This window comes from uncultured Methanospirillum sp., assembly GCF_963668415.2.
In the GTDB taxonomy this organism is placed as follows: domain Archaea; phylum Halobacteriota; class Methanomicrobia; order Methanomicrobiales; family Methanospirillaceae; genus Methanospirillum.
Genome location: NZ_CAXXDL010000001.1, coordinates 627,537 through 651,762, shown reverse-complemented (window position 1 = coordinate 651,762; position 24,226 = coordinate 627,537). Strand labels below are relative to the sequence as shown.

20 protein-coding genes and 1 CRISPR repeat array (1 of these 21 running past the window's edge) are annotated in these 24,226 nt (G+C 42.9%); of the genes, 10 read left to right on the top strand and 10 right to left on the bottom strand.

Features of this window, described 5'->3' with window-relative positions; translation table 11 throughout:
* Nucleotides 1-285 precede the first annotated feature (285 nt).
* The 6 genes from ACHZA2_RS02975 to ACHZA2_RS02950 all read right to left on the bottom strand — a co-directional run bounded on the left by ACHZA2_RS02975 (nucleotide 286) and on the right by ACHZA2_RS02950 (nucleotide 4,603).
* Nucleotides 286-537, bottom strand: coding sequence for a hypothetical protein (locus ACHZA2_RS02975; RefSeq protein WP_319540273.1), 252 nt, complete (start codon nucleotides 535-537; stop codon nucleotides 286-288).
* 108 nt (nucleotides 538-645) lie between these two features.
* Nucleotides 646-795 (bottom strand): hypothetical protein, encoded by a 150-nt coding sequence (locus ACHZA2_RS02970; protein WP_319578480.1) that lies wholly within the window; start codon nucleotides 793-795, stop codon nucleotides 646-648.
* 410 nt (nucleotides 796-1,205) lie between these two features.
* Nucleotides 1,206-2,696 (bottom strand): PAS domain-containing sensor histidine kinase, encoded by a 1,491-nt coding sequence (locus ACHZA2_RS02965; protein WP_319578479.1) that lies wholly within the window; start codon nucleotides 2,694-2,696, stop codon nucleotides 1,206-1,208.
* 318 nt (nucleotides 2,697-3,014) lie between these two features.
* A complete protein-coding gene (locus tag ACHZA2_RS02960; RefSeq protein WP_319578478.1) occupies nucleotides 3,015-3,500 on the bottom strand; it encodes a tetratricopeptide repeat protein in 486 nt (161 codons plus the stop codon).
* A 145-nt stretch (nucleotides 3,501-3,645) separates the two neighbouring features.
* Nucleotides 3,646-4,161 (bottom strand): GNAT family protein, encoded by a 516-nt coding sequence (locus ACHZA2_RS02955; RefSeq protein ID WP_319540276.1) that lies wholly within the window; start codon nucleotides 4,159-4,161, stop codon nucleotides 3,646-3,648.
* Nucleotides 4,162-4,351: 190 nt separating this feature from the next.
* Nucleotides 4,352-4,603, bottom strand: coding sequence for a hypothetical protein (locus ACHZA2_RS02950; protein ID WP_319540278.1), 252 nt, complete (start codon nucleotides 4,601-4,603; stop codon nucleotides 4,352-4,354).
* A gap of 708 nt (nucleotides 4,604-5,311) precedes the next feature.
* Here ACHZA2_RS02950 and ACHZA2_RS02945 point away from each other — a divergent pair.
* Together ACHZA2_RS02945 and ACHZA2_RS02940 are read left to right on the top strand one after the other, a co-directional pair.
* A complete protein-coding gene (locus ACHZA2_RS02945; protein WP_319540279.1) occupies nucleotides 5,312-5,959 on the top strand; it encodes a DUF2284 domain-containing protein in 648 nt (215 codons plus the stop codon).
* 6 nt (nucleotides 5,960-5,965) lie between these two features.
* Nucleotides 5,966-6,895 (top strand): MBL fold metallo-hydrolase, encoded by a 930-nt coding sequence (locus ACHZA2_RS02940; protein ID WP_319540280.1) that lies wholly within the window; start codon nucleotides 5,966-5,968, stop codon nucleotides 6,893-6,895.
* 18 nt (nucleotides 6,896-6,913) lie between these two features.
* On the opposite strand, the gene ACHZA2_RS02935 is transcribed toward ACHZA2_RS02940, so the two are convergent.
* The 4 genes from ACHZA2_RS02935 to ACHZA2_RS02920 all read right to left on the bottom strand — a co-directional run bounded on the left by ACHZA2_RS02935 (nucleotide 6,914) and on the right by ACHZA2_RS02920 (nucleotide 13,386).
* A complete protein-coding gene (locus tag ACHZA2_RS02935; protein ID WP_319540281.1) occupies nucleotides 6,914-10,294 on the bottom strand; it encodes a PAS domain S-box protein in 3,381 nt (1,126 codons plus the stop codon).
* Complete coding sequence (locus ACHZA2_RS02930) at nucleotides 10,291-11,160, bottom strand: transporter substrate-binding domain-containing protein (protein ID WP_319578477.1); 870 nt, start codon at nucleotides 11,158-11,160, stop codon at nucleotides 10,291-10,293. Before ACHZA2_RS02930 ends, ACHZA2_RS02935 begins: the two co-directional genes overlap by 4 nt.
* A 27-nt stretch (nucleotides 11,161-11,187) precedes the next feature.
* Nucleotides 11,188-12,198, bottom strand: a complete 1,011-nt coding sequence (locus ACHZA2_RS02925) for a response regulator (protein ID WP_319578476.1) — start codon at nucleotides 12,196-12,198, stop codon at nucleotides 11,188-11,190.
* A gap of 537 nt (nucleotides 12,199-12,735) precedes the next feature.
* On the bottom strand, nucleotides 12,736-13,386 hold the full coding sequence (locus ACHZA2_RS02920) for a DUF1847 domain-containing protein (RefSeq protein ID WP_394698469.1): 651 nt from the start codon (nucleotides 13,384-13,386) through the stop codon (nucleotides 12,736-12,738).
* A 98-nt stretch (nucleotides 13,387-13,484) separates the two neighbouring features.
* Between ACHZA2_RS02920 and ACHZA2_RS02915 the strand changes: the two genes are divergently transcribed.
* The 8 genes from ACHZA2_RS02915 to cas2 all read left to right on the top strand — a co-directional run bounded on the left by ACHZA2_RS02915 (nucleotide 13,485) and on the right by cas2 (nucleotide 22,058).
* Complete coding sequence (locus ACHZA2_RS02915) at nucleotides 13,485-13,826, top strand: helix-turn-helix domain-containing protein (protein WP_319578474.1); 342 nt, start codon at nucleotides 13,485-13,487, stop codon at nucleotides 13,824-13,826.
* A 615-nt stretch (nucleotides 13,827-14,441) separates the two neighbouring features.
* Nucleotides 14,442-16,622, top strand: a complete 2,181-nt coding sequence (gene cas3, locus ACHZA2_RS02910) for a CRISPR-associated helicase Cas3' (protein WP_319578473.1) — start codon at nucleotides 14,442-14,444, stop codon at nucleotides 16,620-16,622.
* Nucleotides 16,623-16,632: 10 nt separating this feature from the next.
* Nucleotides 16,633-17,295 (top strand): type I-C CRISPR-associated protein Cas5c, encoded by a 663-nt coding sequence (gene cas5c / locus ACHZA2_RS02905; RefSeq protein ID WP_319540288.1) that lies wholly within the window; start codon nucleotides 16,633-16,635, stop codon nucleotides 17,293-17,295.
* On the top strand, nucleotides 17,292-19,169 hold the full coding sequence (cas8c, locus tag ACHZA2_RS02900) for a type I-C CRISPR-associated protein Cas8c/Csd1 (RefSeq protein WP_319578472.1): 1,878 nt from the start codon (nucleotides 17,292-17,294) through the stop codon (nucleotides 19,167-19,169). The genes cas5c and cas8c overlap by 4 nt, the downstream gene beginning before the upstream one ends.
* Before the next feature lie 3 nt (nucleotides 19,170-19,172).
* Nucleotides 19,173-20,024, top strand: coding sequence for a type I-C CRISPR-associated protein Cas7/Csd2 (cas7c, locus tag ACHZA2_RS02895; protein ID WP_319578471.1), 852 nt, complete (start codon nucleotides 19,173-19,175; stop codon nucleotides 20,022-20,024).
* Entirely contained in the window at nucleotides 20,021-20,737 is a 717-nt protein-coding gene (gene cas4 / locus ACHZA2_RS02890; RefSeq protein ID WP_319578470.1) for a CRISPR-associated protein Cas4, read from the top strand. Before cas7c ends, cas4 begins: the two co-directional genes overlap by 4 nt.
* Nucleotides 20,730-21,761, top strand: coding sequence for a type I-C CRISPR-associated endonuclease Cas1c (gene cas1c / locus ACHZA2_RS02885; RefSeq protein WP_319578469.1), 1,032 nt, complete (start codon nucleotides 20,730-20,732; stop codon nucleotides 21,759-21,761). Before cas4 ends, cas1c begins: the two co-directional genes overlap by 8 nt.
* A gap of 6 nt (nucleotides 21,762-21,767) precedes the next feature.
* Entirely contained in the window at nucleotides 21,768-22,058 is a 291-nt protein-coding gene (gene cas2, locus ACHZA2_RS02880) for a CRISPR-associated endonuclease Cas2 (protein ID WP_319578468.1), read from the top strand.
* A 249-nt stretch (nucleotides 22,059-22,307) separates the two neighbouring features.
* Nucleotides 22,308-24,226: direct repeats of the CRISPR family, unit length 32 nt; unit sequence GTCACACCCTTCACGGGTGTGTGGATTGAAAT; it runs 353 nt beyond the window's last position.

Below are 24,226 nucleotides of genomic sequence, written 5' to 3'. Positions count from 1 at the left end.
CAGACAATCGAAGGATGTGGCCATCATGAAAAAATAGTCAATTCCCGCAATTGATGAATGATGGTTATTATTCGTGTAGAACAATAAATTTTTTGATAGATTTCTACAATAATCAGAGAAATTTTATTGCATATCCCTCATGGTGAGGATTTTTTGAGTTCTCTCTATCCTTCGATGGTGATATGTCTGTTGTCAGGATGATTCCTACATTGGAGTCCTGAATAGGTCTTCTGACCATCGGGATCTGATTGAATCACTGATAGGAGGAGAAAAGAAGTAAGCCGGTTATGACCGGGATGGGCTGATTAGCCAGGTTGTACTGTTTGAGTAACTGTACTTCTGGATTGTAAATCTCGGGCAGGTTTCAGCAAGAATTCCCATGTTTGTTCCCACTTCTTTTGATGAGAGGCCTGTCTCCTTTGCAATGTACTTGGATTTAAAGAAGTTCTTTCCTTCTTTTACCCTCGTTTCAAGATAGTTGATCAGGCACATCTGTCTGTCATTATAGGTGGTGCTTAACGGATTGGTTGTGAACATAATTACCTCATTATTATAATCGTGTGTAGGAGGAGTGCCAGCCGCATTGTGACTGGCTGAGATGGAGTAAGGTCATCGCAGCAACCTTACATTGCGGCGGATTTGGGTTCATCTGAGATCCCTGCTCCGCCTGAGATGATGAGAGGCATCGATTGTAGGAGGACATGTTGAACGCAACTCATCTATTGTGCACCGACCCTGCAGACACCCGTTCAGGATTTCTCTCCCGGCAGGCTTGTGCAGGTCCCGGTGTGACATACTATCGTTGCGTGAAACAGAGTATAAACCTGATAGGAAAAACTGATAGAGATTAGTTTAAAATCCATTTTAGTTTGCGTTGTCCGTTATTTTGTTTAACCGGCTTTTATATGCCGGACGATTTGTGATTTGAGTTCTCCCTTATATGTTGCATCCGGTTTTCATCAGGGGATCAGGGTGGGAGGATTGTGTTTTTTGTATCTGACAAAACCCCGGTATTGTCTGTTTAAACCGTTGCAACCAGTTGCAACACCCGGAAAATTTCATATCCGCTGGCTGATCCGATGGTCAGGGAACTCATGTCCCGGTCTCGTCGCGGAGGAGAGATGTGGGGTGGTGGTATAGATCGGGAGAGGTCTGAATCATGTACACATATACAACGCTACCCGGTGATGTAAACCCGGATCACATTATTTTGATAGCCTCCACCCCTGGTCTGGAATACTTATCTCAAATCTTACTCCTTTTCCGTGAGTGCCGGTCTCTGTAATGGAAATTCCTGTTATAAGCAGGACTTCACGAATGAGAAAAAGCCCAAGTCCGGTGTTCCTGCCATATCCCATCTTAAATATCTTCTTCTTCTCTTCGGGCTTAACACCGACTCCATCATCTTCCCATGTCAGAATTATTCCGCCCGGGGACTTTCTGCAGGATATTTGTATCTTTGAGACATGCTCTCCATGCCTGATGGAGTTATCAAGGAGATTATCAAAGACACGTATGAGAAGGTGATCTGCATACACCTCGATGCCCTTCAGATCGGAAGAGAGGGTTATTGTCTCCGGGATCTGGATCTGGAGTGAACGTACCAGTACTGGAATATTCTCCCATTGTGGATCATGAGATCCAAGTTCCTGGTATACCTTTGTGAACTCTATCTGGGAGTGGATATTGCCTGTTGCGGTTTCAACCCCGTCAAGATATTTCTTTAATGGCTGCTGTGCCACTGAATCCTTGAGCAGCTCGATAAGCAACTTTATGATATTAACCTGGTTGAGGATATCATGCCTGGTAATACTGCTCATGAGGTTGAGCTGACGATTTAACTGTTTGAGGGCTTTTTCGGTCTGGATGTGTTCTGTAACATCCTGTCCCTGTGCAATAATTGCCACACATTCATCAGGATGGCTGAAGACCGGGGCCAGATTCCAGACAACTACTCTCATCTCACCCGACCGATGGGTTATCGGTATCTCAAAAGCATCTTTGGGCAGATGATCAGTGAGGCAGGGATCCTGCATCCGGATTTCATCCAGGGATTCCCGGGGAAAGACAAAAGAGAGATCGTTACCGATGATATCAACCGGTGATAACCCCATCAGGTCGCCCAGTGCCTTATTCGTCTTCGTTATCTTCCCTACAGGATTCCACACGATAATGGGAGCACTGGCTGATGCAATGAGTTTTTCCAGGTAATCTTTCGTCTCCTGGAGTTGTGACCTACTGGTATTTATCTCTGAAATATTCTCTTCCAGCTCCCGGTTAGCCTTGTTTAACAGTTCTTCTGCAGTTTTTCGATCCTGTATATCATAGCATGAGCCAATAAATCCCTTGAACGTCCCCTCTGGTGAGTAGAATGGATTTCCGCAGTCAAGGATCCACCGATAGGTACCGTCATGATAGCGAAGGCGATACTCCATCTCGAATGGTGATTGGCTGCCAAAATTCTCAAGGTAGATCGCAAGGCATCTCTCAAAATCTTCAGGGTGAACACCCTCTACCCAGCCATCCCCGAGCTCCTGGTCCATGCTTCTACCGGTAAACTCAAGCCAGTTCCTGTTGAAGAAATCACATTTCCCTGATATATTTGAACGCCATACCGGATTTGGAAAGTCATCCAGCACTTTGAGATAAAAATCTCCCTCTGTGCACATCTCCTCCGGGTCTGGGATCGCTGTCATACCTTTTGTATCCTTCTGGTTTTCTGGTTTCATCATATTAGCCTAATCGTTACGTTTCAGTTGATGGACAAGGTCTTCAGGCTCTGGATTATTGAATAATAAACCATCCGGCATATATCCGGTGTTGATACTATTGGTGACATACGCCAGGATCTATTACCATACTATCCTAATGAAAAATATGAGTTTAAGAAAATATCGATGCAGATCTCACATCGTATCTGAAAAAAACTTCACTACAGAAGAGATGCCGGATTGTATGAGGATTCTAATCTGGTCCACATCTGTTGATCACCAGATAAAGAGGGAGATCAGAAATCAGCTCGATACCCTTTTCTCCTCATCGTATGCCTGTATCGCCTCATCATATCTTGCAAGAGCCATGAGTGCATCTCCCTTCTTATGATATGCAAGTGAGTTGTCCGGATAATACCTGATAACTTTATCAAATGCGTGAAGAGCCATCTCGTAGTTGCCAAGGCCTGAATATGATACTCCTCTCGGGTACCATACATCCTTGTTTGTGAAATCAATGCGGGTGACATTGTTAAAAGCGTCAAGAGCTTCCTGGTATCTTCCGAGAGAGGTTAAGGTGTTGCCTTTATTGAGCCATAATAATGTTGAGTCAGGACTTTTCTCTATTGCCTGTTCGAATGTCTTGAGGGCATCTTCATAGTCGCCCTTATCTGAGTAGGCCAGTCCTATCTTGTAGAGCTCTGCCGGGGATTCTGCATAAACAGTTGAGCAGCATGCCAGGAATAGTAGTGGTAGTGTGAACAATATCAGGAGAGATCGTCTGATCATATGATATGGTGCCGTTTCAAATGGCATAGTTCTGTCGTAGTGATCATGTATCTGTCATCGTACTATCGCTGAATGACGGGATCTCTTTTGGTGTACATGTATCTCAACCTCTATTGTCGATGATGTGCCGGTACGACATGCCGGATTATGTCAGTATCTTCCCCATAATCAGCAGGTCGGTAAACTCACCGTCATAGAGATAGGCCTTCTGTTTGATCCCTTCACGGTTGAATCCCATGAGTTCATACAGTCTGATGGCCCTGGTGTTGTGAATGACAACCATACACTCCATCCGGTAATAACCCCGGGTTCTTACAACCTCCTCCAGGAACTCAATACTTCTCCTGCCGATACCCTGTCCCCAGTAGTCAGGCTCAAGAAAGATGAAAAAATTCGCGGCGTGTGAGAGCCTTGTTCCGGGCGGGTACACGAAGAATCCGGCCCCGCCAACCATTCGTTCATGCAGATGAATCCCCCAGAGAGAAACGATTCCGTTCACGATCTGCCTGTAGAGATTCTCTGTTGCCTCCATGGGAACCGGGGGGAGCGTCTCAAAAATCCCGGATATCTCTGGCATATTTGATATTTCATTGAGCCGCTGCAGGTCAGACTCCTGGATTGGGAGATATTGAATGACTGGTGAAATTTTCTGATCTGACACAAACAGGGTGGAGGTGGAGAGTATAATAAAGAATGGGGTATCCGGTCAGGTTGTACTGGTTTTGTACTGATTTAACGCTCACGAGCCGCTCCTTTTACTTTTTCTTGTAAAAACCCCAACGGTGCCCCGTTGGGGGCCCCAGGTAGGATCGGTGAAAAGGACTTTTTCTTGCAAAAGTGTTATACGTACGTTATACCTGGGGGTGTGTGATCAGCCAGGTGGTGCTGTTTGAGTAACTGTACTTCTGAATTGAGAACTTCGGGCAGTTTTCAGCCAGTATCCCCATGTTTGTTCCGACCTCTTTGGATGACAGTCCTGTCTCCCTGGCAATATACTTGGACTTAAAGAAGTTCTTTCCTTCTTTCATTTTGTTCTCAAGGTAGTCGATCAGGGTCTTTTGTCTGTCATTATATGGTGTGGCGAGTGTTGTTGGTGTGAACATACTGTACCTCATTATAATTGATTGAATGTAGGAGGAGGACCAGCCTCATTGAGGCTGGCTGAAATTCGGACTGTTCATAACATCGAACTAAGAACCCGGGATAACTCCAAAGGAATCATTCCCGGTTGTGATGATGAGAAGTTTCGATTGTAGGAGGACATGTTGAACGCAGCTCATCTATCGCTCACAGTTCCTGCACAGGCATGATTTATTATCTGCCTTGTGCAGGTCTCTGTGTGACATACTATCGTTGTGTGAAACAGGCTATAATCACGATAGGTAAAACTGATGGAAAATAATTAGAAATTAATTTTGGCAGGTATTCATCAGTTTTAACGAAATGTGCACAGTACTTGAGCTCGGTTGTGTGAACTGACACTTTCTGATGTCGTTGCACCTGATTGTTAATGGCGGAATGAGGTGGCATGGGTTCTTTGTTCCTTCATGGTATTCCAGAAAAATGTTCGGTTTCCATCGTTGCAACCGGTTGCAACAAGTGATATCATCATGAATGATGGTCATTGTGCCTGAGTTTTCTGGACTACGGAGCCGGGCATCGCGGCTGTGAAATATGATCTACCGAGGATGTTTTCGTGCGGGTGGATACAAGGAGTCTGTGACTAACGGCTGAAAGAACCGGCAGACCGGGTCAATCAGTATACTATACATCTGCTTTATATGTAGTATGCCGGGGAATAGGTACTACTGATGACAATCAGGAACTCTTTTGATGCCGAAAAAGTTCACCATTACCAGTTTCTCGTTGATAAAGCCCGCTCACTTGGCGCTGCAGATGCAAAGGTGATCTCTGCATCTGATGTTATCGTTGAGGACCGGGTTGTACTCAAGTGCCGGGCAGGATGCATCTCGTACGGGAAAAAACTGACCTGTCCGCCCCATGTTCCTACTCCTGATGAGTTCCGCAGAATATTATCTGAGTATTCCTCTGCCCTCCTAGTCAAGTTCATCTCACCTGCCGAGGCCGATGATGATGTAATCTGCTCGATATACCGGTACTGGCTCGATCCAAAAGCCCCGGCTGATAAAAAGGAGAAGGCAACACAGTTCTGGAAGGATCACTTCAACGGCACCGGATCGTTTGCTCCGATGATGCTTGAACTGGAGCGGACTGCCTTTAATGCAGGCAACACCTTTGCCCTGGCTCTGGTGAACGGGTCATGCCGGCTTTGTGAAACCTGTAACGTGAACGGTCTCTGTGTTCATCCCTCTCAGGCCCGTATCCCTGAACATGCCGTGGGTGTCAACATGGTGAAGACTGCTGAAAAAGCAGGTATGTCGATTAAATTCCCGGTGCAGGGACATCCTGAACTGATGGCTCTCCTTCTGATCGATTGATGTCTTATGATGGAAATTCTTAAACCGGTAGACAAGGTGGAGATCACTGTTCTGGTCGATAATTACATTGATATCTTTGTACCACCGGCAACGGACGTGGATAAACGGCTGCCGTTTGGTCCATCCAGGGAAATTCTCGCTGAGCATGGTTTATCCTGTCTTGTCAGGCTTTTTTGTGGAGAAGAGATCCATACAGTCCTCCTTGATGCCGGGCTCTCAAAGAACTGCATGTTCTCCAATGCGGAAGTCCTCGGGATACAACTCTCTGATATTGAGGCTGTTGCACTGAGCCATGGTCATTTTGATCATATCGGAGGTATGGTTGAATTTTTCAGAAGAGCCGGGAAGAGTATCCCGCTCGTTCTCCATCCTGATGCCTTTGTAAGGCGAAGACTCAATAATCCGATCAGAGTGCCTGTGGAACTGCCACAACTGGATGAAGCAGCACTCAAAGATGCCGGGGCAGACATCCGTATCTGCAGCAATCCATCTTCGCTTGCAGATGATCATCTGCTTGTGACCGGTGAAGTGGAGCGTATCACTCCGTTTGAGACCGGAATGCCTGGCATGGAGATGTATGAAGACGGTATGTGGGTTTCTGATCCGATACGTGATGACCAGGCACTTGTAATTCATGTCCGGGATAAGGGTCTTGTAGTTCTGAGTGGGTGTGCCCATGCCGGGATCATCAATACAATACACTATTCACAGAAGATCACCGGAATCAGTACTGTTCACGCGGTAATCGGGGGATTCCATCTCACCGGTCCGGCGTTTGAACCACGGATCATGCCGACAATAGCGGCTATGAAAGAGATTGACCCTGATTATATTGTCCCGATGCACTGCACCGGGTGGACGGCAATTAATAGGTTTATTGAGAATATACCCGGGAAATGTATTCTGAATACTGTCGGAACGACGTATGTATTCTGATTTTCCTATCTGCTAAACCTACCTATTTTGAATAAATTTTGAAAACGTCAATATGTATACGGTTCCCTGATCCCGGATAATCTCAAGTGTCCCTCCTAATTGACCAGCCAGTCCTTTGATGAGTTGAAACCCGAGTGAATTCTTTTTCTCAAGAGATTGATCGTCAGGAAGGCCGATGCCATTATCGGTATACTTCAGGTGATATGCATTTTCATCTGCATACATATCAATGGTAATAATCCCCTTCTGGCCATTGGGAAAAGCATGTTTGAGCGAGTTGGATATCATCTCATTTATCAACAGACTACAGGGTACAGCTTTGTCAATATCGAGGTATATTGAGGATATATTGAGTTCTACAGACACATCGGTCTTTGATACTTTATAGGACTGGAACAGGTAATCGATAATCTTTTTGATATATGTGCTATAGTCTATTTGATCGAGATTATCTGACTGATAGAGTTTTTCATGGATGAGAGCAAGTGAACGGATCCGGTTCTGACTCTCGTTTAATATCTCAATCATGTGAGGATCCTGCAGGCCACGTGCCTGCATGAAAAGAAGACTGGATATTACCTGCATATTGTTCTTTACACGGTGATGAATCTCTTTTAGGAGAATCTCCTTTTCTCTGAGTGATTTTACAATTTCAGCATCTAACTTCTTCTGTTCGGTGATATCTATAACAATTGTCCTGGACATCAGATAATTCCCTGACTCGTCAAATATTGCAGATGCATTCACCCGCACCGGAAAAGTACTCCCATCCTTTCTGACAAAGGTCAGTTCAATATCTACCTGGGATCCACTTTCTATAAATCTCTTGAATGATCTTCTGAATGTTTCTACGCTTTCCGGGGTGAGGAGCTCCTGGATATTCTTCCTGTTAATGACTTCTTCTCTTGAGTATTGTAACCACGAGAGTTCAGTATCGTTCATTCGAATAATAAGGCCATTTCCATCGATTGAATGATATCCACACGGAGCTCTGTTATAGAGGTCATGAACTTCTCTTGTAATTCTTTGTTTCTCCTCTAATGCCTGGTTAATATCGGTAATATCCTGAGAAGATCCGACAATTCTTCTCGAATCCTGAGACTCATCTCCAAATATTTCCATTTGAGCAAAAATTGTCCTGATCTCTCCACTGGGGAGAATAATTCGATGAGTAACAGAACCGGATGGCCGGTCTTGTATGATCATGTCTATATTTCTGTTAACTTTCTCACGGTCATCTGGATGTATCCTTTCTAAAAATAAGTCCAGAGAAGGGTTTTGAAGATCCGGATCATATCCAAATATCCTGAGTTCTTCGGGAGAGCAGTGAAATTCCCTGGTGGTAAGGACGATGTCCCAGCTTCCATAGTGAGCAACATGTTGTGCTCTATCAAGTCGCTCCTGGTTCTCTTCAAGAACGGTCTTTAACTTCTCCAGTTCCTCATTCTTCCTGGTTAATTCAAGTGTCCTGTCTCTGACGCGATTCTCCAGATCTTCATATGAACGCTTCAGTTCATCTTCAATCAGTTTTTTATCCGTAATATCCCGGTTTACGGCTCTTCGACCAAGAAAGACCCCGTCTTTGTCAAATACAGAATAACAATGATGAGATATCCATCTCTCCCCATTATCTTTTGTAATAATTCGAAAGAGAATCTCATGTTTATCTGGATCGGTGATGCAAAGCGAATGTGACTGATATATCTCTTTATCATCCGGATGGATGATCTCTTCAAGTGTTATATGTTTTTGATAAAAGTCTTCAGGAGAATACCCGCTGATCCGTTGAACTGATGGGGTTATGTATACATAATCCTGATCGGGATCGATCAGGTATTCCCAGTCATAGGTATAATCTGCGAGGTTTCTGAATTTTTCTTCACTTTTGTAGAGTTGTTCCTGACTCTTTACAAGTTCATAATAGTTTGATTTAAGCTCTTCTTCTGAAGCAGATAATTCTTCTAACGCGGCGTTAAGTTCAGTGTTTTTACTAAGTATCTTAAGTTCTGTATTTTTCTGTTCAGTGATATTTAGGGATAATATCGCCAGTCCTTCCTTTATTGGCTGGATTCTCAAATTAAACCAACCCGAATCCCCGTTTGGAAATGTAAATTCATTCTCAATAATCTGTGGAATTTTTTCGTTGAATGATCTTTGAAGAGATTTAAATAATGGCGTCTTCTCTACTCCTGGATACTTCTCTATCAGGGTACTGCTCATCAGTTCTTCCCTGGAGTAACCACTCTGCCTGACCGCCTCATCATTGAGATATAAATATCTAAAATCCGAAGTTATTATCTGGAAACCTTCCAGCATCGTGTCTAATACCCGACGATATCGCTCTTCACTCTCCAGTAATGCACATTCATTCTCTTTCCGCTCACTGATATTACGGACTACACCAACAATGCCTGAGACAGCCCCCTGGTCATTTACTACGAGAGTTGTTACAAGTTCAACAGGAATAATAGTCTGATCTTTTCGTTTTAGATCAAGAGAGAATATCTGAATCTGTGCTGATGTATCTCCAGATTCCATTGCTTTGATCCTATCTGCTGTTTGGATACTCATCTGTTGAAACGAATCAGTCACAATAAAATCTTCCGGAGACAGGTCCAGAAGTTCTTCAGGTCGATAACCCAGAAGAGAGAAAACGGAAGGACTGACGTAACTCATCTTTCTCGACTGTATGTCCATCGTCCAGATGACATCTCCTGCATTTTCGGCAAGTAACCTGTACTTCTGCTCTGTCTCCTTTACTCTGGAAAAGGCATTATCAGCCAGGTTCATGGAATAGATTGCTGCTCCACATAGTCCGGCCAATAGCACCATAATGAACCCAAGCATCAGAATAAAATAGTTATTCCAGGTTTTGGTCCGCTGCTGAAGTGACTTCCTTAGTGCCAGATCAAGGAGGTCTGTTTGCTGTTCAAGATCATAGAGTGAGATACGGAATTGAATCTGGAGATTCTCGTCATGGTCTGAAGAGTATTCCAATGTATTAAGGACTTGTTTAAATTTCTCGACCTGATTACGAAAGTGAGTCGTATCAGGGAGTTCATTGATATCATATATGGATGGAATATTTTCGATTTCAGTGATTGTCTTATCAATTGAATGAATGGACTGATCTAAGAGGGCATATCCCTGGTATTTGTCATACGGTGATGCATCATTATTTCCCTGAGTAGTATGTAAAAAACCCTTTATCAGGTCAATCCGGGCAGTTCCAAGGAGATTGAGATCATTGATGATATACTTCATCTCCTCCTGTTCCTGATAATGAAACCAGGTGATGGAAAAACTGACAAAAATGGTAAAAAGTATCGCTGCCCAGATCCAAAACCGTGGGTTAGCGAGAATGGCTGATAGATTGGTTATCAGATCAGGATTCTTCATGATTTATCCCGGATAGAGAGATTTGAGTCATCATGTACCGGTACTTCATCTTTGGAAAAACCAAATCTGCTGATTAGGTTCAGATGGCTATCACACCCGATATACTCTTTCATCATACTATTCCACGCAGAAATCAGTGCACGATCCTGCTTTCTGAATCCAAACGCCCCGTATCCATATGATCTGAGTGCCGGTATTTCGGTCTGATAAAATGGATGTGCCTCTTCAAATTCACCAGATGTGGAGTGTGATGCGAGCCACCGGATGGAGGGTGTTGAGAGTGCAAACCCTGTTGCTTTTCCGGTCTCAACCGATGCCCGACCAGTCGGGGTATCTGGAACAATAATGAGCCTCTCTTCAGGCATGCCAAGTTCATGAAACACTTCTTGTTCGACTGAATCGGCCAGAACAGAGATTACTACATTATTCTTTTCAACTGCCTCTTTATACGAGTGAATATCTGATGGATTTCCTGATTTAACCAGTAACCCCTGGTTTACGCGAAACGAAGGAGAAGAAAAGGAGATCTCTTTCAGCCTGTCATCGGAGATGAACATCCCGGAAGCTATTACATCTATCTTTCCTGCTTCAAGCTCCGGGATGAGTGAACCGAATTCTGTCTGTCTCCAGATAATACATGGTATCCCAATCCTTTCAACAATTTTTTGTGCTACTTCTGGTGATTCACCGGTGATATTCCCGCCAGATACATAGGCATATGGGGGTTCCACAGCGTATCCGATGATGATACAATTATTCAAATGGTCACTTATTGAGGTGTCAAGTACTGACTGATACTGGATGTACGCAATACCGCTGATGGTTAAAAGAATGATTATGAGCGGGATTACATACTTATGATCCATTTTTTTCTACATGATTTAAGAAAATTATCAGTTGATCTCTTTGCCATGACCATAATGCTTGAGAAGAAACCTTCTGACCATTTCTGACTGAACCCATCCTCGGTCTAATTGACACACGAGTTCATCAATAACCATAACCTGTTTTATGATCTCGTCATTCTGTATAGAGTCCGAAAGTGAAGCAGCAGCGACGATTATTGCAAGAGGGTTCCTTATCCTGTCATTGAGGATCTGGAACTGTTCCATGTTATGTTCTATCTGGACAATTCCCTTCTTTTCAATCTCCTTTTCAATTTTTATCATGTCTGTGACATCATGGAGCAGGAGAATAACCTGGAATACCCCAATATCTATCGAAATAGGGATAAGTGAGCAGTCAAACCAGAATTCAGCATTTTCATGGAAAAAATGATGAGTTATTTTTAACGAGTGGTTCTCTTCAAAAACCTTTGATAGATCATCTTTAACTCTAATGCTGAGTTCTTCCGGGATAACCTCATCAAGGTGTTGAACTTCGGAAGAATCCGGCATCTGAAAGATCTTTTTGGCATGGGTATTGAGAAAAGCAACAGAATAGTCCTGATTTAGTATGATGATGGCATTATCGACCTGTTCTGCAATGCTCCGGTATCTTTTTTCACTTTTTATCAGTGCTTTATCCATTGCATATTTGTACAATGCCATCTGGATGGTCGTTTTTAGTATCCTTTCATCAAGGGGTTTAATCAGATACCCGAAAGGCTCTGATTGGATTGCTTTCTCGACCGTGCTGTCATCTGAATGGGCAGTCAGAAATATTACCGGAATGGTGAGTTTTTTTCTGATAATATCGGCAGATTCTATGCCGGTCATCTCCCCCCGTAATGTGATATCCATGATCATGATGTCAGGAAGGAGATCTTCAGCCTTTGTTATCGCTTCTTCCCCGGTGTCAACGACACCAAGTACTTCATATCCCAGATCTTCCAGGCGAGCACGAATTTCCAGGCCTGTCACAAATTCGTCTTCCACAACAAGGACTTTTACTGGATCACTCATTTTTGAATCCGGTTATCAGCAGGGTACCATACAGTTCCTATCGGTGTATTTTTCATAGACTATCTTAATGATTTGGCTACATTTCTCGTGCCACGATATTTATCTAATCTCAAAAATGTTTTGATACACGTGTCAGGAGATCATTATGTCAGAATTTTGATTATATTTCGATGTTTAAGCCACATATCGGGTTTATGGCGGTATGGTTCCCGGAAAAAGTTTTTGAAAAGGGTTCTTTTTGATTTGTGGTTCACAATAGGTCTTATCAGGAAAAAGAATCCATTTTGGAAATCTCTTTGGGTTGTTCTGTTGATAGATTCGCTGATGTTTGCTGTATCTGCGATAATCCTTTCATTCAGAACGAAATTGGTTTTATTCAGTCGGCATTATTTCTGTGGTAACAGTTCAAGGAGCATGAGGAATAATTCCTCACCTCACTGGAGTCGATACGTCTTCCATTTTTATCAACAGTGAAAGATGGATGAGGCTATATTATCTGCAACCCTGGCATTTCCTGATGAACATCGAAGATCGGATTTATCTATCGTCCCGGATAAATCTCTCCTTGTAGAAATTATTCTGGCTCATGTACAATGCAGCAACTGGGTTATGGCCAAGTGCCCTATCTTTGACGATCAGCGGTGTCGTCTCTCCGGTGCAGTGGCGTAGAAACAGGATGTCATGGCCGATACACAGGCCGACCATTATGTTCAGGTCTGTCCTTTCACGGTTGAGCACTTCTGCCTGGAGTATCGGGTTACAGAAGATATTCCCCTCAATCCCGGCATCCTGTGGGTTTACTTCACCACACAGGCAGGAGACCGAGAGTACCTCAAACCCGTTTGCCTCAAGGATGTCTGATAATAACTTTGATTCAAACAATAATGCATAGCATGTGGCAATCCCGAGTCTTTTCATCCCTCTGATTTTTGCATACTCCATGATCTGGTCAACCCGTGTCCACGATAACTTTTCACGTGGATTTTTTGGATCAAGGATTTTAGTCATCAGCGTGTGCCATCCCTGGATAACGGCCTTGTTTTCTGGGCGGTGATACTTCTCTGTTGTCTCGCTGATGAGATCTGCATATGCCTCTGTTGGGCAGGATACCGGGACAGGTACATCCTTGTCAGTGGTCCCACATCTCATAGTCCTACACTGAACACATTTCGGATTTTTTGTATCCATTTTTACCACATGTCCCTATTTTCTCTGGTAGTTACTTATACTGTGCAGGTAATACAAACTAACATAGGTCATTAAAAATAACTATTGTGGAATTTCCGATGAAATCTGATAAAAAATCCAAATGTCTCATAGAACTCTTCATCGAGGTTCTGGGTAGCAGATGGAATATTCTGATCATCTGGCATCTTCGGGGTGATGCCCTCCGGTTCACTGATCTGAAGAAGAAGATGCACGGGGTGAATTCGAATACGCTTACAGCCCATCTCCGTGAACTTGAGGAACTGAAGATCGTTTCCCGGGTTGTGTTCCCTGAGGTTCCTCCCCGTGTCGAGTACTCGCTGACCGAACATGGAAAGGCCCTGTTTCCGGTATTTGATACACTTAAGGTATGGGGGCTTGGGTATCTTGAGACAGAGGGGATGACGATGGATATATGTTAAATAATTCGAGAAACCTGATGTTCAGGGCTTAATCTGTGATTGTGCATTGGAAAAATCGTATGAGAAAATACCTGTTGGTATCTCCATATCATCCTGTAAGAATGTAGCGGTAAGATAATTACTGTTCCATATCTATGTGAACGCTAATGACAGTAATGTTTGATTTTATTCGGCGGTAAATCTGGATCAAATTCATAAATCCTGTCCTGAAAAAGATGGGAGGATTTTAAGTTCAATTCTGGGATTTTTCTCTCCATGAAAGAAGACGATGTCTGTTAAATACCAATTGATAATCCATAAGGGCCCGTTTCGGACCAGTTGAGGATGAGTATTTGATGAAAGAAAATTGGAAGATAGACTACTTGAGTCTTACACCTCCTGGAAGATATGGTGCAAGTCGATTTCGGTAAGATCATTTATGTGAATTACCATCAGTTGAGATTTTTAAAAAGCTAAACCCAAAGGACTTAAGATAGATCACGATAATCTTTCTCATGTCATTGTGTAAAAATTAGTTTTATGATCACCTTAATCGATAGATTTCAAATTAACTCTATATATTTACCCGTAATGGATTCTGGACTGAATATACCGTGAACTTTCTGATGTGATTGCATGTATTATGCCCACACAACTGAAAATACTGATAAACGCGACTGGCAACTGCTGAAAGATCATCTCATCCAGGTTGCAGATCTAGCATCTTCTTTTGCATCCGACTTTTCAGCAGAAGATATTGCATATGCCTGTGGAACCCTTCATGATATTGGAAAATATTCTGATAAATTTCAGAAACGTCTTGAGGGATCTTCAATACGTGTGGATCATTCAACCGCAGGTGCACGTGAAGCAGGAGTTGTCTATGATAAGGCAATAAGCAGGATAATGGCTTATATTATCGCCGGTCACCACACCGGGCTGCTTAATTTCGGAAGTGCACAGAGTGGCCTTCAGGAGCGCCTCTTACATTCTGTGATTGAAGATTATTCTTGTTATAAACAGGAGATTATTCCGGGTGCTCTGACGACCAGATACCTCCCCATCCGTCCTATATCAAATAGGATGGGCTTTTCAATATCATTTTTTATCAGGATGCTGTATTCGTGTCTGGTTGATGCAGATTCTTTGGATACTGAATCTTTTTCAAAACCAGACTCTTCTCATATCAGGACAAATTATGATTCTTTCACTATTCTTTCAGACCTGTTTTCACAATATGATGCCTCTATGGCTGGTGACTCAAAGAAGACAGTAATAAATCAATATCGGAAGATGATTCGTGATCAGTGTTTGGAGAGGGCGGTGTTATCCCCTGGGTTCTTTTCCCTCACTGTTCCTACCGGTGGAGGGAAGACCCTTTCATCGATGGCTTTTGCTCTAAAACATTTAGAAAAGAACAATTTGAAACGGATCTTTTATGTAATCCCATATACCAGCATTATTGAACAGAATGCACAAATTTTTAAGAATATTTTTGGTGAGAAAAATGTTCTTGAACATCATAGTAACTTTAGTCCCTCTCGTGAAGACGATGATGATTTTGAGGTGAAGAATCGCTGGTATAAGATGATCACCGAGAACTGGGATATTCCCATTACCGTGACTACGAATGTTCAGTTTTTTGAATCTCTTTTTGCCAACAAGAGATCCCGCTGTAGGAAACTGCACAACCTCTCAAAGAGTGTAATTATTCTTGACGAGGCACAGATGCTGCCTACTGAGTATCTGAAACCATCTCTTCAGGCTTTGTCTGAATTGGTGACTAATTATGGCTCTACAATTGTTTTATGCACTGCGACCCAGCCAAAGATTGGTGGGTTACTAGATAAAAATCTGAAAGTTACCGAAATTATGGAATCACCTGGTGAGTTGTATGACCATTTTAAACGGGTTCATATAAACCATCTGGGAGAACTCTCTGATCAAGAACTAACACCAAGACTGGAACAGTGTTCACAGGTTCTATGTATTGTCAATACCAGAAAACACGCTCAATTACTGTTTGACTCTTTTTCAGATAAGGATCCAGTTTTCCACCTTAGTGCCAAGATGTGTCCGGTTCACCGGAGTGAAATACTTAAAAAGATACGAACAAGGCTTGCAGAAGGTAAAGAGTGCCGGGTTATTTCTACACAACTGATAGAAGCCGGTGTTGATGTTGATTTTCCTGTTGTGTACCGTGCTATGGCCGGTGTTGATTCAATTGCTCAGGCAGCAGGAAGATGTAACCGTGAGGGAAAGCTTCCAACAGGAGAAGTATTTCTTTTTAATTCAACAGAAAAACATGGAAAACCTACGAGTTGGCAGAAAAAGTTAGCTGAGATCGGAGGGATGGTGCTCGAATCTTATGATGATCCACTCTCTCTTCCTGCTATTGAAGAGTATTTTGGGAAACTATACTTTTATGAAGGAGATTATGGGCTTGATCAAAAGGGTATTCTCGCTTTATTAGAAGAAAATACAAAAGAACTGGCATTTCCTTTTGAAGATGTAAGTGATGCTTTTCAGTTGATCGAAGAGAACACCAAAGATGTGATTATTCCCTTTGATAAAACTGCAGAAGATGCAATTAAACAGATGAGAGAAACAGGGTTTCCAGGTGAAAATGCCCGGAAATTACAGGGATATACAGTAAGGGTATATACTCCAGAATATTGTGAACTTGAAGAGAACGGATCAATTGAGACATTAGGTGAACGGTTTCATATTCTTGTGAATCCGCGATTGTATAGTGAAAAGACCGGGCTTGTACGGGTGTCAGGTGACGATGTATTTGGAGGACTGTTAATATCTTAGGAGGTTCTGAATGGGTTTTGGAGTTACACTGAAAGTTTCTGGAGATTATGCCTGTTTTACTAGACCTGAGATGAAGGTCGAACGGGTGAGTTATGATGTTATGACACCATCTGCTGCCCGTGGTATATTAGAGGCTATTTATTGGAAGCCGGCAATCCGATGGAAGATAGATAAAATTCACGTATTGAATCCGATTAAATTTGATAATATCAGAAGAAATGAGGTAGAGGGAGTTATCTCTGCTGCCAAGGTTAAAAGTGCGTTACATGGATCTCATGTTGATTTATTCCTGGATTCAAACGCAAACCGTCAGCAACGTGCATCCTATCTTCTTCGTGATGTCTGTTATTGCATAGAAGCCCATTTTGATCTGACTGGAAAAGCCGGAGCAGACGATACGGTAGAGAAACATTACAATATTGCACTTCGACGAATGCGAAAAGGTCAGTGTTTTCATCAGCCTTATTTCGGATGCAGAGAATTTCCGGTTACATATGAACTGATTGAAGGAGACGTTCCCCGTTCCTGCTATATAGGAACGTGTCAGGATCTCGGGTTCATGCTCTATGACATCAATTTTGATGATCAGATGAATCCTGTCTTTTTTCGGGCCGAGATGAGGGATGGGATTATTGATGTTGAACAGTGTCTGTCCGGGGGTTGTGTATCGTGATCATCCAGGCTCTGAATCAATATTATGATATTCTCGCCCGGGACGATAGGTGTACTATTCCCAAACTCGGCTATAGTACAGCGAAGGTCTCTTTTGTTCTTCAGATTTCAGAGGATGGCCAACTGTCACATGTTATTGACATACGAACGAAGGATAAGAAACCAAGGCCTCGGGAGTTAACTGTACCAAAGCAGGATTCAAGAGCCAATACTATTCGTCCCTATTTTCTGTGCGATAATGCCAAGTACATCTTTGGCGTTGACGTGATCCTGAAAAAGGATCGCGAGAAGAATTTGAATGATTCTTCAAAAAATATCAGGGTTCTTGATGATACCGTTGGTGATTTGATTGTCATCACAAAACGTTCTCAAGATTGTTTTGAAGCATTTAAAGCATTACAACACTCAATTCTTGACAATGTAGAACTTGGAGAGGTTAGAAGTTTTTTAAAATTCATCGACTCTTGGAAACCAGAGAACTCTCTTCAGAATGAGAAGATCACTGAGTATAAAGATGATATTTTAAGCGGATCGTTTTTTGTTTTTGAGATAGCAGGTTCCGGTAACAAATATCTCCATCAATTTGATGAGATCAGAAGAGCATGGGAAAAGTTGAGTCTATGTGACAATGAGGATACAACAACACATGCCCATTGTCTTGTAACTGGAAACCTTGAACCGATTTCTGAGACCCATCAGAAGATCAAAGGTGTAACAGGTGCCCAGCCTGCCGGAGCTTCGTTGGTGAGTTTTAATGCTCCTGCTTTTTGCTCATATGGTAAAGAACAAAGTTATAATGCACCGATTGGAATTACCGCGGAATTCAAGTATACTACTGTATTGAACTATCTTCTTGCTGATCTAAAGAGCAGAATCAGAATTGGAGATAGTACTGTTGTTTTCTGGGCTGAAACAGCGGATCGATCATGTGAAGATCTCGCCCTATCACTCTTTAATCCTCCTTCTGGATCTGATGAAGATAATCCTGATGGTTCAGAAAACAAAGAGAATCATTCAAAGGATGTAAGAACCATCCAACTAATTCGGGACATTCTCACCAAAGTCAGAAATTCGGAACCGATTAATCAACAAGTTATCGGAGCAGAACCTGAAACCCGGTTTTATATCCTTGGTTTATCACCAAATAATGCCAGACTCGCAATCCGGTTCTGGTACCAGGATTCTTTTGGTCATTTTATAGAACGAATTGCCAGGCATCACCTTGATCTGGAGATTGTTCGTGGTGACTACGGGCCACCCTTTATATCAGTGTATCGGTTGCTGCAGGAGTCTATTCCAAGGACCGAAAATGCAGAGGTATCACCACTTCTTGCTGGGTTAATGTTTAGTGCAATCCTGAATGGGACTCCATATCCAGTTCAGATGTATTATGCTATTCTCAACCGGATCAAAGTCGAGAGATCGATCAATTATATTAGGGCAGGTTTTATTAAGGCATATTTACAGCGGATTTCAAGATCCGGAAGATCATCATTTGAGGAAAATCTGATTACCATGAGTCTGAATGAAGAGAGTAAGAATGTACCTTACCGGCTTGGCCGGTTGTTTGCAGTACTTGAAAAGGTGCAGAGCGAGACAAACAAAGAGATGGGCAGCACTATCAACAGCAAATATTTCAGTAGTGCCTCTTCAACGCCGGCAGTAGTGTTTCCGGTATTGCTCAAACTTGCCCAGCATCATATAGCCAAATCTGACTGGGGTTTTAAAACAGATCAGGCGATTAAAGAGATTTTGTCAGAAGTAAGTTCTTTTCCGGCATTTTTAAGTCTTGAGGATCAGGGCTTGTTTATGCTCGGCTATTATCATCAGAAGCAGGCATTTTTTATTAAAAAACAGGATTCAAAGGAGGAATAATCTATGAGTGAACCAATTAAAAACCGGTATGAGTTTGTATTGTTGTATGATGTAGAGAATGGAAACCCAAATGGCGATCCTGATATGGGTAATATGCCCAGAATCGATCCACAGACCGGGTTTGGAATAGTTACCGACGTTTGTTTGAAACGGAAGATCAGGGATTATGTGGAACTTGTGAAAGATGGGGTCTCACCATATCGAATATATGTCAAGTCCGGGGTTGCATTAAACACAAGAAATGAAGAGGCATATCTTGATGCAGGATTACCTGCCAGTCCCAAAAATCCAAGTGATAAGCGTTTAACTGACTTCATGTGCCAGAATTTTTTTGATATCCGTGCTTTTGGTGCAGTTATGACAACAAAAGTAAATTGTGGCCAGGTTCGCGGACCGGTTCAGATTAACTTCTCCCGGAGTTTGGACCCGATTTTTCAACAGGAAGTGACCGTAACACGTCAGGCCGTCACTGATCCAAAGGACTTGGATAAAGGGCAGACCATGGGGAAGAAACAGATTGTTCCCTATGCACTATACCGTGCTGAAGGATATGTTTCTGCAAACCTTGCCCAGAAAGTAACTGGATTTTCAGAGGATGATCTGAGTCTTCTTTGGGAAAGCCTTGTTAATATGTTTGAGCATGATCACTCTGCTGCCCGTGGAAAGATGGCTGCCAGAAAACTGATCATATTCAAACATAATTCTGTACTTGGATGTTGTCAGGCACATACTCTCTTTGATAAGATAAAAATCGATCGTGTATCCAAAGAACTCCCACCCCGTTCATACTCCGATTATCAGGTTTCTGTGGATACAACCATGCCAAATGGTGTTGAATTAATTGAAAAATTATGAGTGGAAAGAAGTATTCCGATGATGAACTCCTGGCTCTTTCTGGAATACAACATTTTTACTTTTGCAGACGCCAATGGGCATTGATTCATATTGAACGTCAGTGGGAGGATGATCAACGAACTGTTGAGGGTCATTATCTCCATGAACGGGCAGATGATCCTTTTCTTTGTGAAACACGGGGTGATGTGATTGTTTCAAGGGCATATCCATTGGTTTCGTATTCTCTTGGTTTGTATGGTATTGCCGATGTTATTGAGTATGTCAAGGCTCAAACCGGGATCACACTTCCCGGCAGAGATGGGTTTTGGAGGGTTTGTCCTGTTGAGTACAAACGAGGAAGACCAAAGATTGACAGGAGGGATGAAGTTCAGCTTTGTGCCCAGGCAATGTGTCTTGAAGAGATGCTGCATACCAGAATTGAGCAGGCAGACTTCTTTTATCACGAGATCAGGAGGAGAGTTCATCTGCAAATTACCCAAGAACTTCGTGATCTTGTAATGACACTTTCTGAAGAGATGCACTCCCTCTTTCAGGAAGGGATCACCCCGGTTGCATCTATGGATGCAAACTGTAAGTTATGCTCACTTGTTGAGATATGTGTTCCAAAGTTGACCCGGAAAGCATCATCAGTGGGGAAGTATATTCATTCTCATGTTAAAGAAGCGAGTCTTCCAATAGCAAATTTTGTGGTAGATCAGGAGGATCATGCGTAAACTTCTCAATACTCTCTATGTCACGACTCCTGAATCATATTTGAGTCGCGATGGTGACAATGTTGTTGTTTCAGTAGAGAATCAGGAAAAATTCAGAATTCCTATTCATAACCTTGAAGGTGTCGTTTGTTTTGGATATATGGGTGCTTCTCCACATCTGATGCAGTTATGTTCAGAACATCATGTTGGATTATCATTTCTTACACCATCCGGAAGATTCCAGGCTCGTGTACATGGTAAGATCAGAGGAAATGTACTTCTTCGCAGAGTTCAGTATCGTATTGCTGATAATGAGCATGACTCACTTGAAATAGCAAAATCATGTATTATCGGGAAAATTGTAAATTGTAAGTCAGTTCTTGGAAGAAGTGTCCGGGATCATGAGGGGGTGGTCAATGCCAAGAAGATTCGTGATGTGGATCTGTTACTTATTGATGCTCTCCAAAGAGTTGATACCTGTGAGTCACTGGATTCCCTCCGTGGTATTGAAGGAAACTGCGCAAAATGGTACTTTGATGTTTTTGATGAACTTATTCTGAAGCAGAAGAATGATTTCTTCTTTTATGAGCGGAACCGCAGACCCCCTCTTGATAATATGAATTCCATCCTCTCATTTCTCTATACCCTTCTTGCTCATGATGTGGAGTCAGCACTTGAGACGGTAGGTCTCGATCCCTATGTTGGGTTCTTTCATACTGATCGACCCGGAAGACCGGGTCTTGCTCTGGATGTAATGGAAGAATTGCGTCCGTTTCTTGCAGATCGGTTGGCATTAAATCTGGTCAACCTTCAGCAGATCAGTGGTAAAGATTTTTTAAAGAAAGAGAATGGAGGTGTTTTTATTACCGATGAAGGAAGAAAAACCATCCTTTCTGCCTGGCAGAAAAGAAAGACTGATCAGATTACTCATCCCTATCTGAAAGAAAAAATTCCTGTTGGTCTGCTCCCATATGTACAGGCATTGCTTCTGGCACGGTTTGTTCGGGGAGATATTGATGGATATCCACCGTTTTTCATGAATTAGATTTGTATGATGGTACTGGTTACGTATGATGTAAATACGGAGACATCGGAAGGTAAGAAAAGACTTCGGTATGTTGCCAAGGTGTGTAAAAATTATGGGCAACGGGTTCAAAATTCAGTGTTTGAGTGCCTTGTAGATCCTGCCCAGTTTACTGATCTGAAACATCAGTTGTATGCAATTGTAGACGTAGATCGTGATAGTTTACGGTTTTATTTCCTTGGTAAAAACTGGAAAAACCGGGTTGAACATTATGGGACAAAAGGCGGGTATGATCCTGAAGGGATACTTATCACCTGATTCCGCGAACCCTGAGCGATCATAGTTTTCCTGGGAGGTTCGCGGCATATTCAGAGTTGTTGAATAAAAAGATTTGGGCAACTTGTTATCATGTCAGCTAAAGCGTGTCTATCCAATTCAGGCATTTTATTTTATGTATTTGTTTGCATAAAATGTTTGCAACCATTTAATTAAAATAAAATAAGAAATAATGGTTTGTTGACCGAGGAGACCATGGTAATAAACAATGGTTGGCTTCGATCTTTTGCAGTCACACCCTTCACGGGTGTGTGGATTGAAATAAGTGAGCAAGTTATACACTCCATGATTTGTATAGTCACACCCTTCACGGGTGTGTGGATTGAAATATACACTGTAGATCATTATAGATCATCAAAGAATAGTCACACCCTTCACGGGTGTGTGGATTGAAATAGTGTATTGTGGACCATTGTGTCTTTTTCTGTTAGTCACACCCTTCACGGGTGTGTGGATTGAAATATGTATTCAAGCTCATACTCTGCATACATGTCATGTCACACCCTTCACGGGTGTGTGGATTGAAATTCTCAGGCGCTTTATCTCGGCATCTCTGATCTGGTCACACCCTTCACGGGTGTGTGGATTGAAATTCTATAAGGGGATGGATATGCATCGCGTGAATGAGTCACACCCTTCACGGGTGTGTGGATTGAAATAGGAACGCCGATGAATCTTGGAGGTAAGGATGAGGTCACACCCTTCACGGGTGTGTGGATTGAAATTACCGAAGACGCCGCGCAAAATACCGAAGAATTTGGTCACACCCTTCACGGGTGTGTGGATTGAAATTCTGATGCGGAACAACCCATACCAGAAGACACAAGTCACACCCTTCACGGGTGTGTGGATTGAAATAATCGAACCAGTAGAACCAACAGAAGAACCATCGTCACACCCTTCACGGGTGTGTGGATTGAAATATTTTATTGTGCGTGATGGTAAACTAAACGTATTGTCACACCCTTCACGGGTGTGTGGATTGAAATCACACAACGGCAACACCCCCGGAACCAATGGCTAGTCACACCCTTCACGGGTGTGTGGATTGAAATATCTCTCCATACCTTGAAGACGGCGGCATAATCGTCACACCCTTCACGGGTGTGTGGATTGAAATACTTGATGTAAACAGTGTGATAGGAGCAAGGGCGTCACACCCTTCACGGGTGTGTGGATTGAAATACCGGTACTGAGTCAACCCTGGCAACCCAGTTTAACGTCACACCCTTCACGGGTGTGTGGATTGAAATTTAACCTCATACAGTCTGGATGCGCTGAATTAAGTCACACCCTTCACGGGTGTGTGGATTGAAATACCGGGAAGTATGACAAGAACCGGAGCCTCGGTTGTCACACCCTTCACGGGTGTGTGGATTGAAATCTGGAATCCAGGATAGAATGAGTTTATGCTGGTAGTCACACCCTTCACGGGTGTGTGGATTGAAATCAGGACGTCCATGCATACCGGGGAAAGATCCTCCGTCACACCCTTCACGGGTGTGTGGATTGAAATTTAGGACTAATGGGAAACCTCACATCTCCCCTCCGTCACACCCTTCACGGGTGTGTGGATTGAAATAAAAACATATTTACACCGCATCAACCGGAGATTAGTCACACCCTTCACGGGTGTGTGGATTGAAATCAGATCCCGGATGCTGAATCATACGCGATTTTCGTGTCACACCCTTCACGGGTGTGTGGATTGAAATCAACATACCCAAGGATGTTAGCCACCTTTCGGCGTCACACCCTTCACGGGTGTGTGGATTGAAATAGTCCCGACGTCGAGGATAGAACAGAATACCCCTGTCACACCCTTCACGGGTGTGTGGATTGAAATAATTGGTATGTCGTTCAGATAGCGAAACACTCGATGTCACACCCTTCACGGGTGTGTGGATTGAAATATCGATCTTGGTAGTGAGTCCTTCCGATTTTTTTGTCACACCCTTCACGGGTGTGTGGATTGAAATTATTCAGAAAGCAATCGATTCTAACACCAGGAAAGTGTCACACCCTTCACGGGTGTGTGGATTGAAATTACGACATCCTCATATGTATCAAGGGGTCGCTGGTCACACCCTTCACGGGTGTGTGGATTGAAATCCGGATCTCCTGCTCGATGATCTGGTTAATACCGTCAC

What these genes read in the sequence shown, in the direction of transcription:
- ACHZA2_RS02975 (WP_319540273.1), bottom strand. Translation starts at nt 537, where the DNA reads ATGTTCACAACCAATCCGTTAAGCACCACCTATAATGACAGACAGATG.
- ACHZA2_RS02970 (WP_319578480.1), bottom strand. Translation starts at nt 795, where the DNA reads ATGTCACACCGGGACCTGCACAAGCCTGCCGGGAGAGAAATCCTGAAC.
- ACHZA2_RS02965 (WP_319578479.1), bottom strand. Translation starts at nt 2,696, where the DNA reads ATGACAGCGATCCCAGACCCGGAGGAGATGTGCACAGAGGGAGATTTT.
- ACHZA2_RS02960 (WP_319578478.1), bottom strand. Translation starts at nt 3,500, where the DNA reads ATGATCAGACGATCTCTCCTGATATTGTTCACACTACCACTACTATTC.
- ACHZA2_RS02950 (WP_319540278.1), bottom strand. Translation starts at nt 4,603, where the DNA reads ATGTTCACACCAACAACACTCGCCACACCATATAATGACAGACAAAAG.
- ACHZA2_RS02945 (WP_319540279.1), top strand. Translation starts at nt 5,312, where the DNA reads ATGACAATCAGGAACTCTTTTGATGCCGAAAAAGTTCACCATTACCAG.
- ACHZA2_RS02940 (WP_319540280.1), top strand. Translation starts at nt 5,966, where the DNA reads ATGATGGAAATTCTTAAACCGGTAGACAAGGTGGAGATCACTGTTCTG.
- ACHZA2_RS02935 (WP_319540281.1), bottom strand. Translation starts at nt 10,294, where the DNA reads ATGAAGAATCCTGATCTGATAACCAATCTATCAGCCATTCTCGCTAAC.
- ACHZA2_RS02930 (WP_319578477.1), bottom strand. Translation starts at nt 11,160, where the DNA reads ATGGATCATAAGTATGTAATCCCGCTCATAATCATTCTTTTAACCATC.
- ACHZA2_RS02925 (WP_319578476.1), bottom strand. Translation starts at nt 12,198, where the DNA reads ATGAGTGATCCAGTAAAAGTCCTTGTTGTGGAAGACGAATTTGTGACA.
- ACHZA2_RS02920 (WP_394698469.1), bottom strand. Translation starts at nt 13,386, where the DNA reads ATGGATACAAAAAATCCGAAATGTGTTCAGTGTAGGACTATGAGATGT.
- ACHZA2_RS02915 (WP_319578474.1), top strand. Translation starts at nt 13,485, where the DNA reads ATGAAATCTGATAAAAAATCCAAATGTCTCATAGAACTCTTCATCGAG.
- cas3 (WP_319578473.1), top strand. Translation starts at nt 14,442, where the DNA reads ATGTATTATGCCCACACAACTGAAAATACTGATAAACGCGACTGGCAA.
- cas5c (WP_319540288.1), top strand. Translation starts at nt 16,633, where the DNA reads ATGGGTTTTGGAGTTACACTGAAAGTTTCTGGAGATTATGCCTGTTTT.
- cas7c (WP_319578471.1), top strand. Translation starts at nt 19,173, where the DNA reads ATGAGTGAACCAATTAAAAACCGGTATGAGTTTGTATTGTTGTATGAT.
- cas4 (WP_319578470.1), top strand. Translation starts at nt 20,021, where the DNA reads ATGAGTGGAAAGAAGTATTCCGATGATGAACTCCTGGCTCTTTCTGGA.
- cas1c (WP_319578469.1), top strand. Translation starts at nt 20,730, where the DNA reads ATGCGTAAACTTCTCAATACTCTCTATGTCACGACTCCTGAATCATAT.
- cas2 (WP_319578468.1), top strand. Translation starts at nt 21,768, where the DNA reads ATGATGGTACTGGTTACGTATGATGTAAATACGGAGACATCGGAAGGT.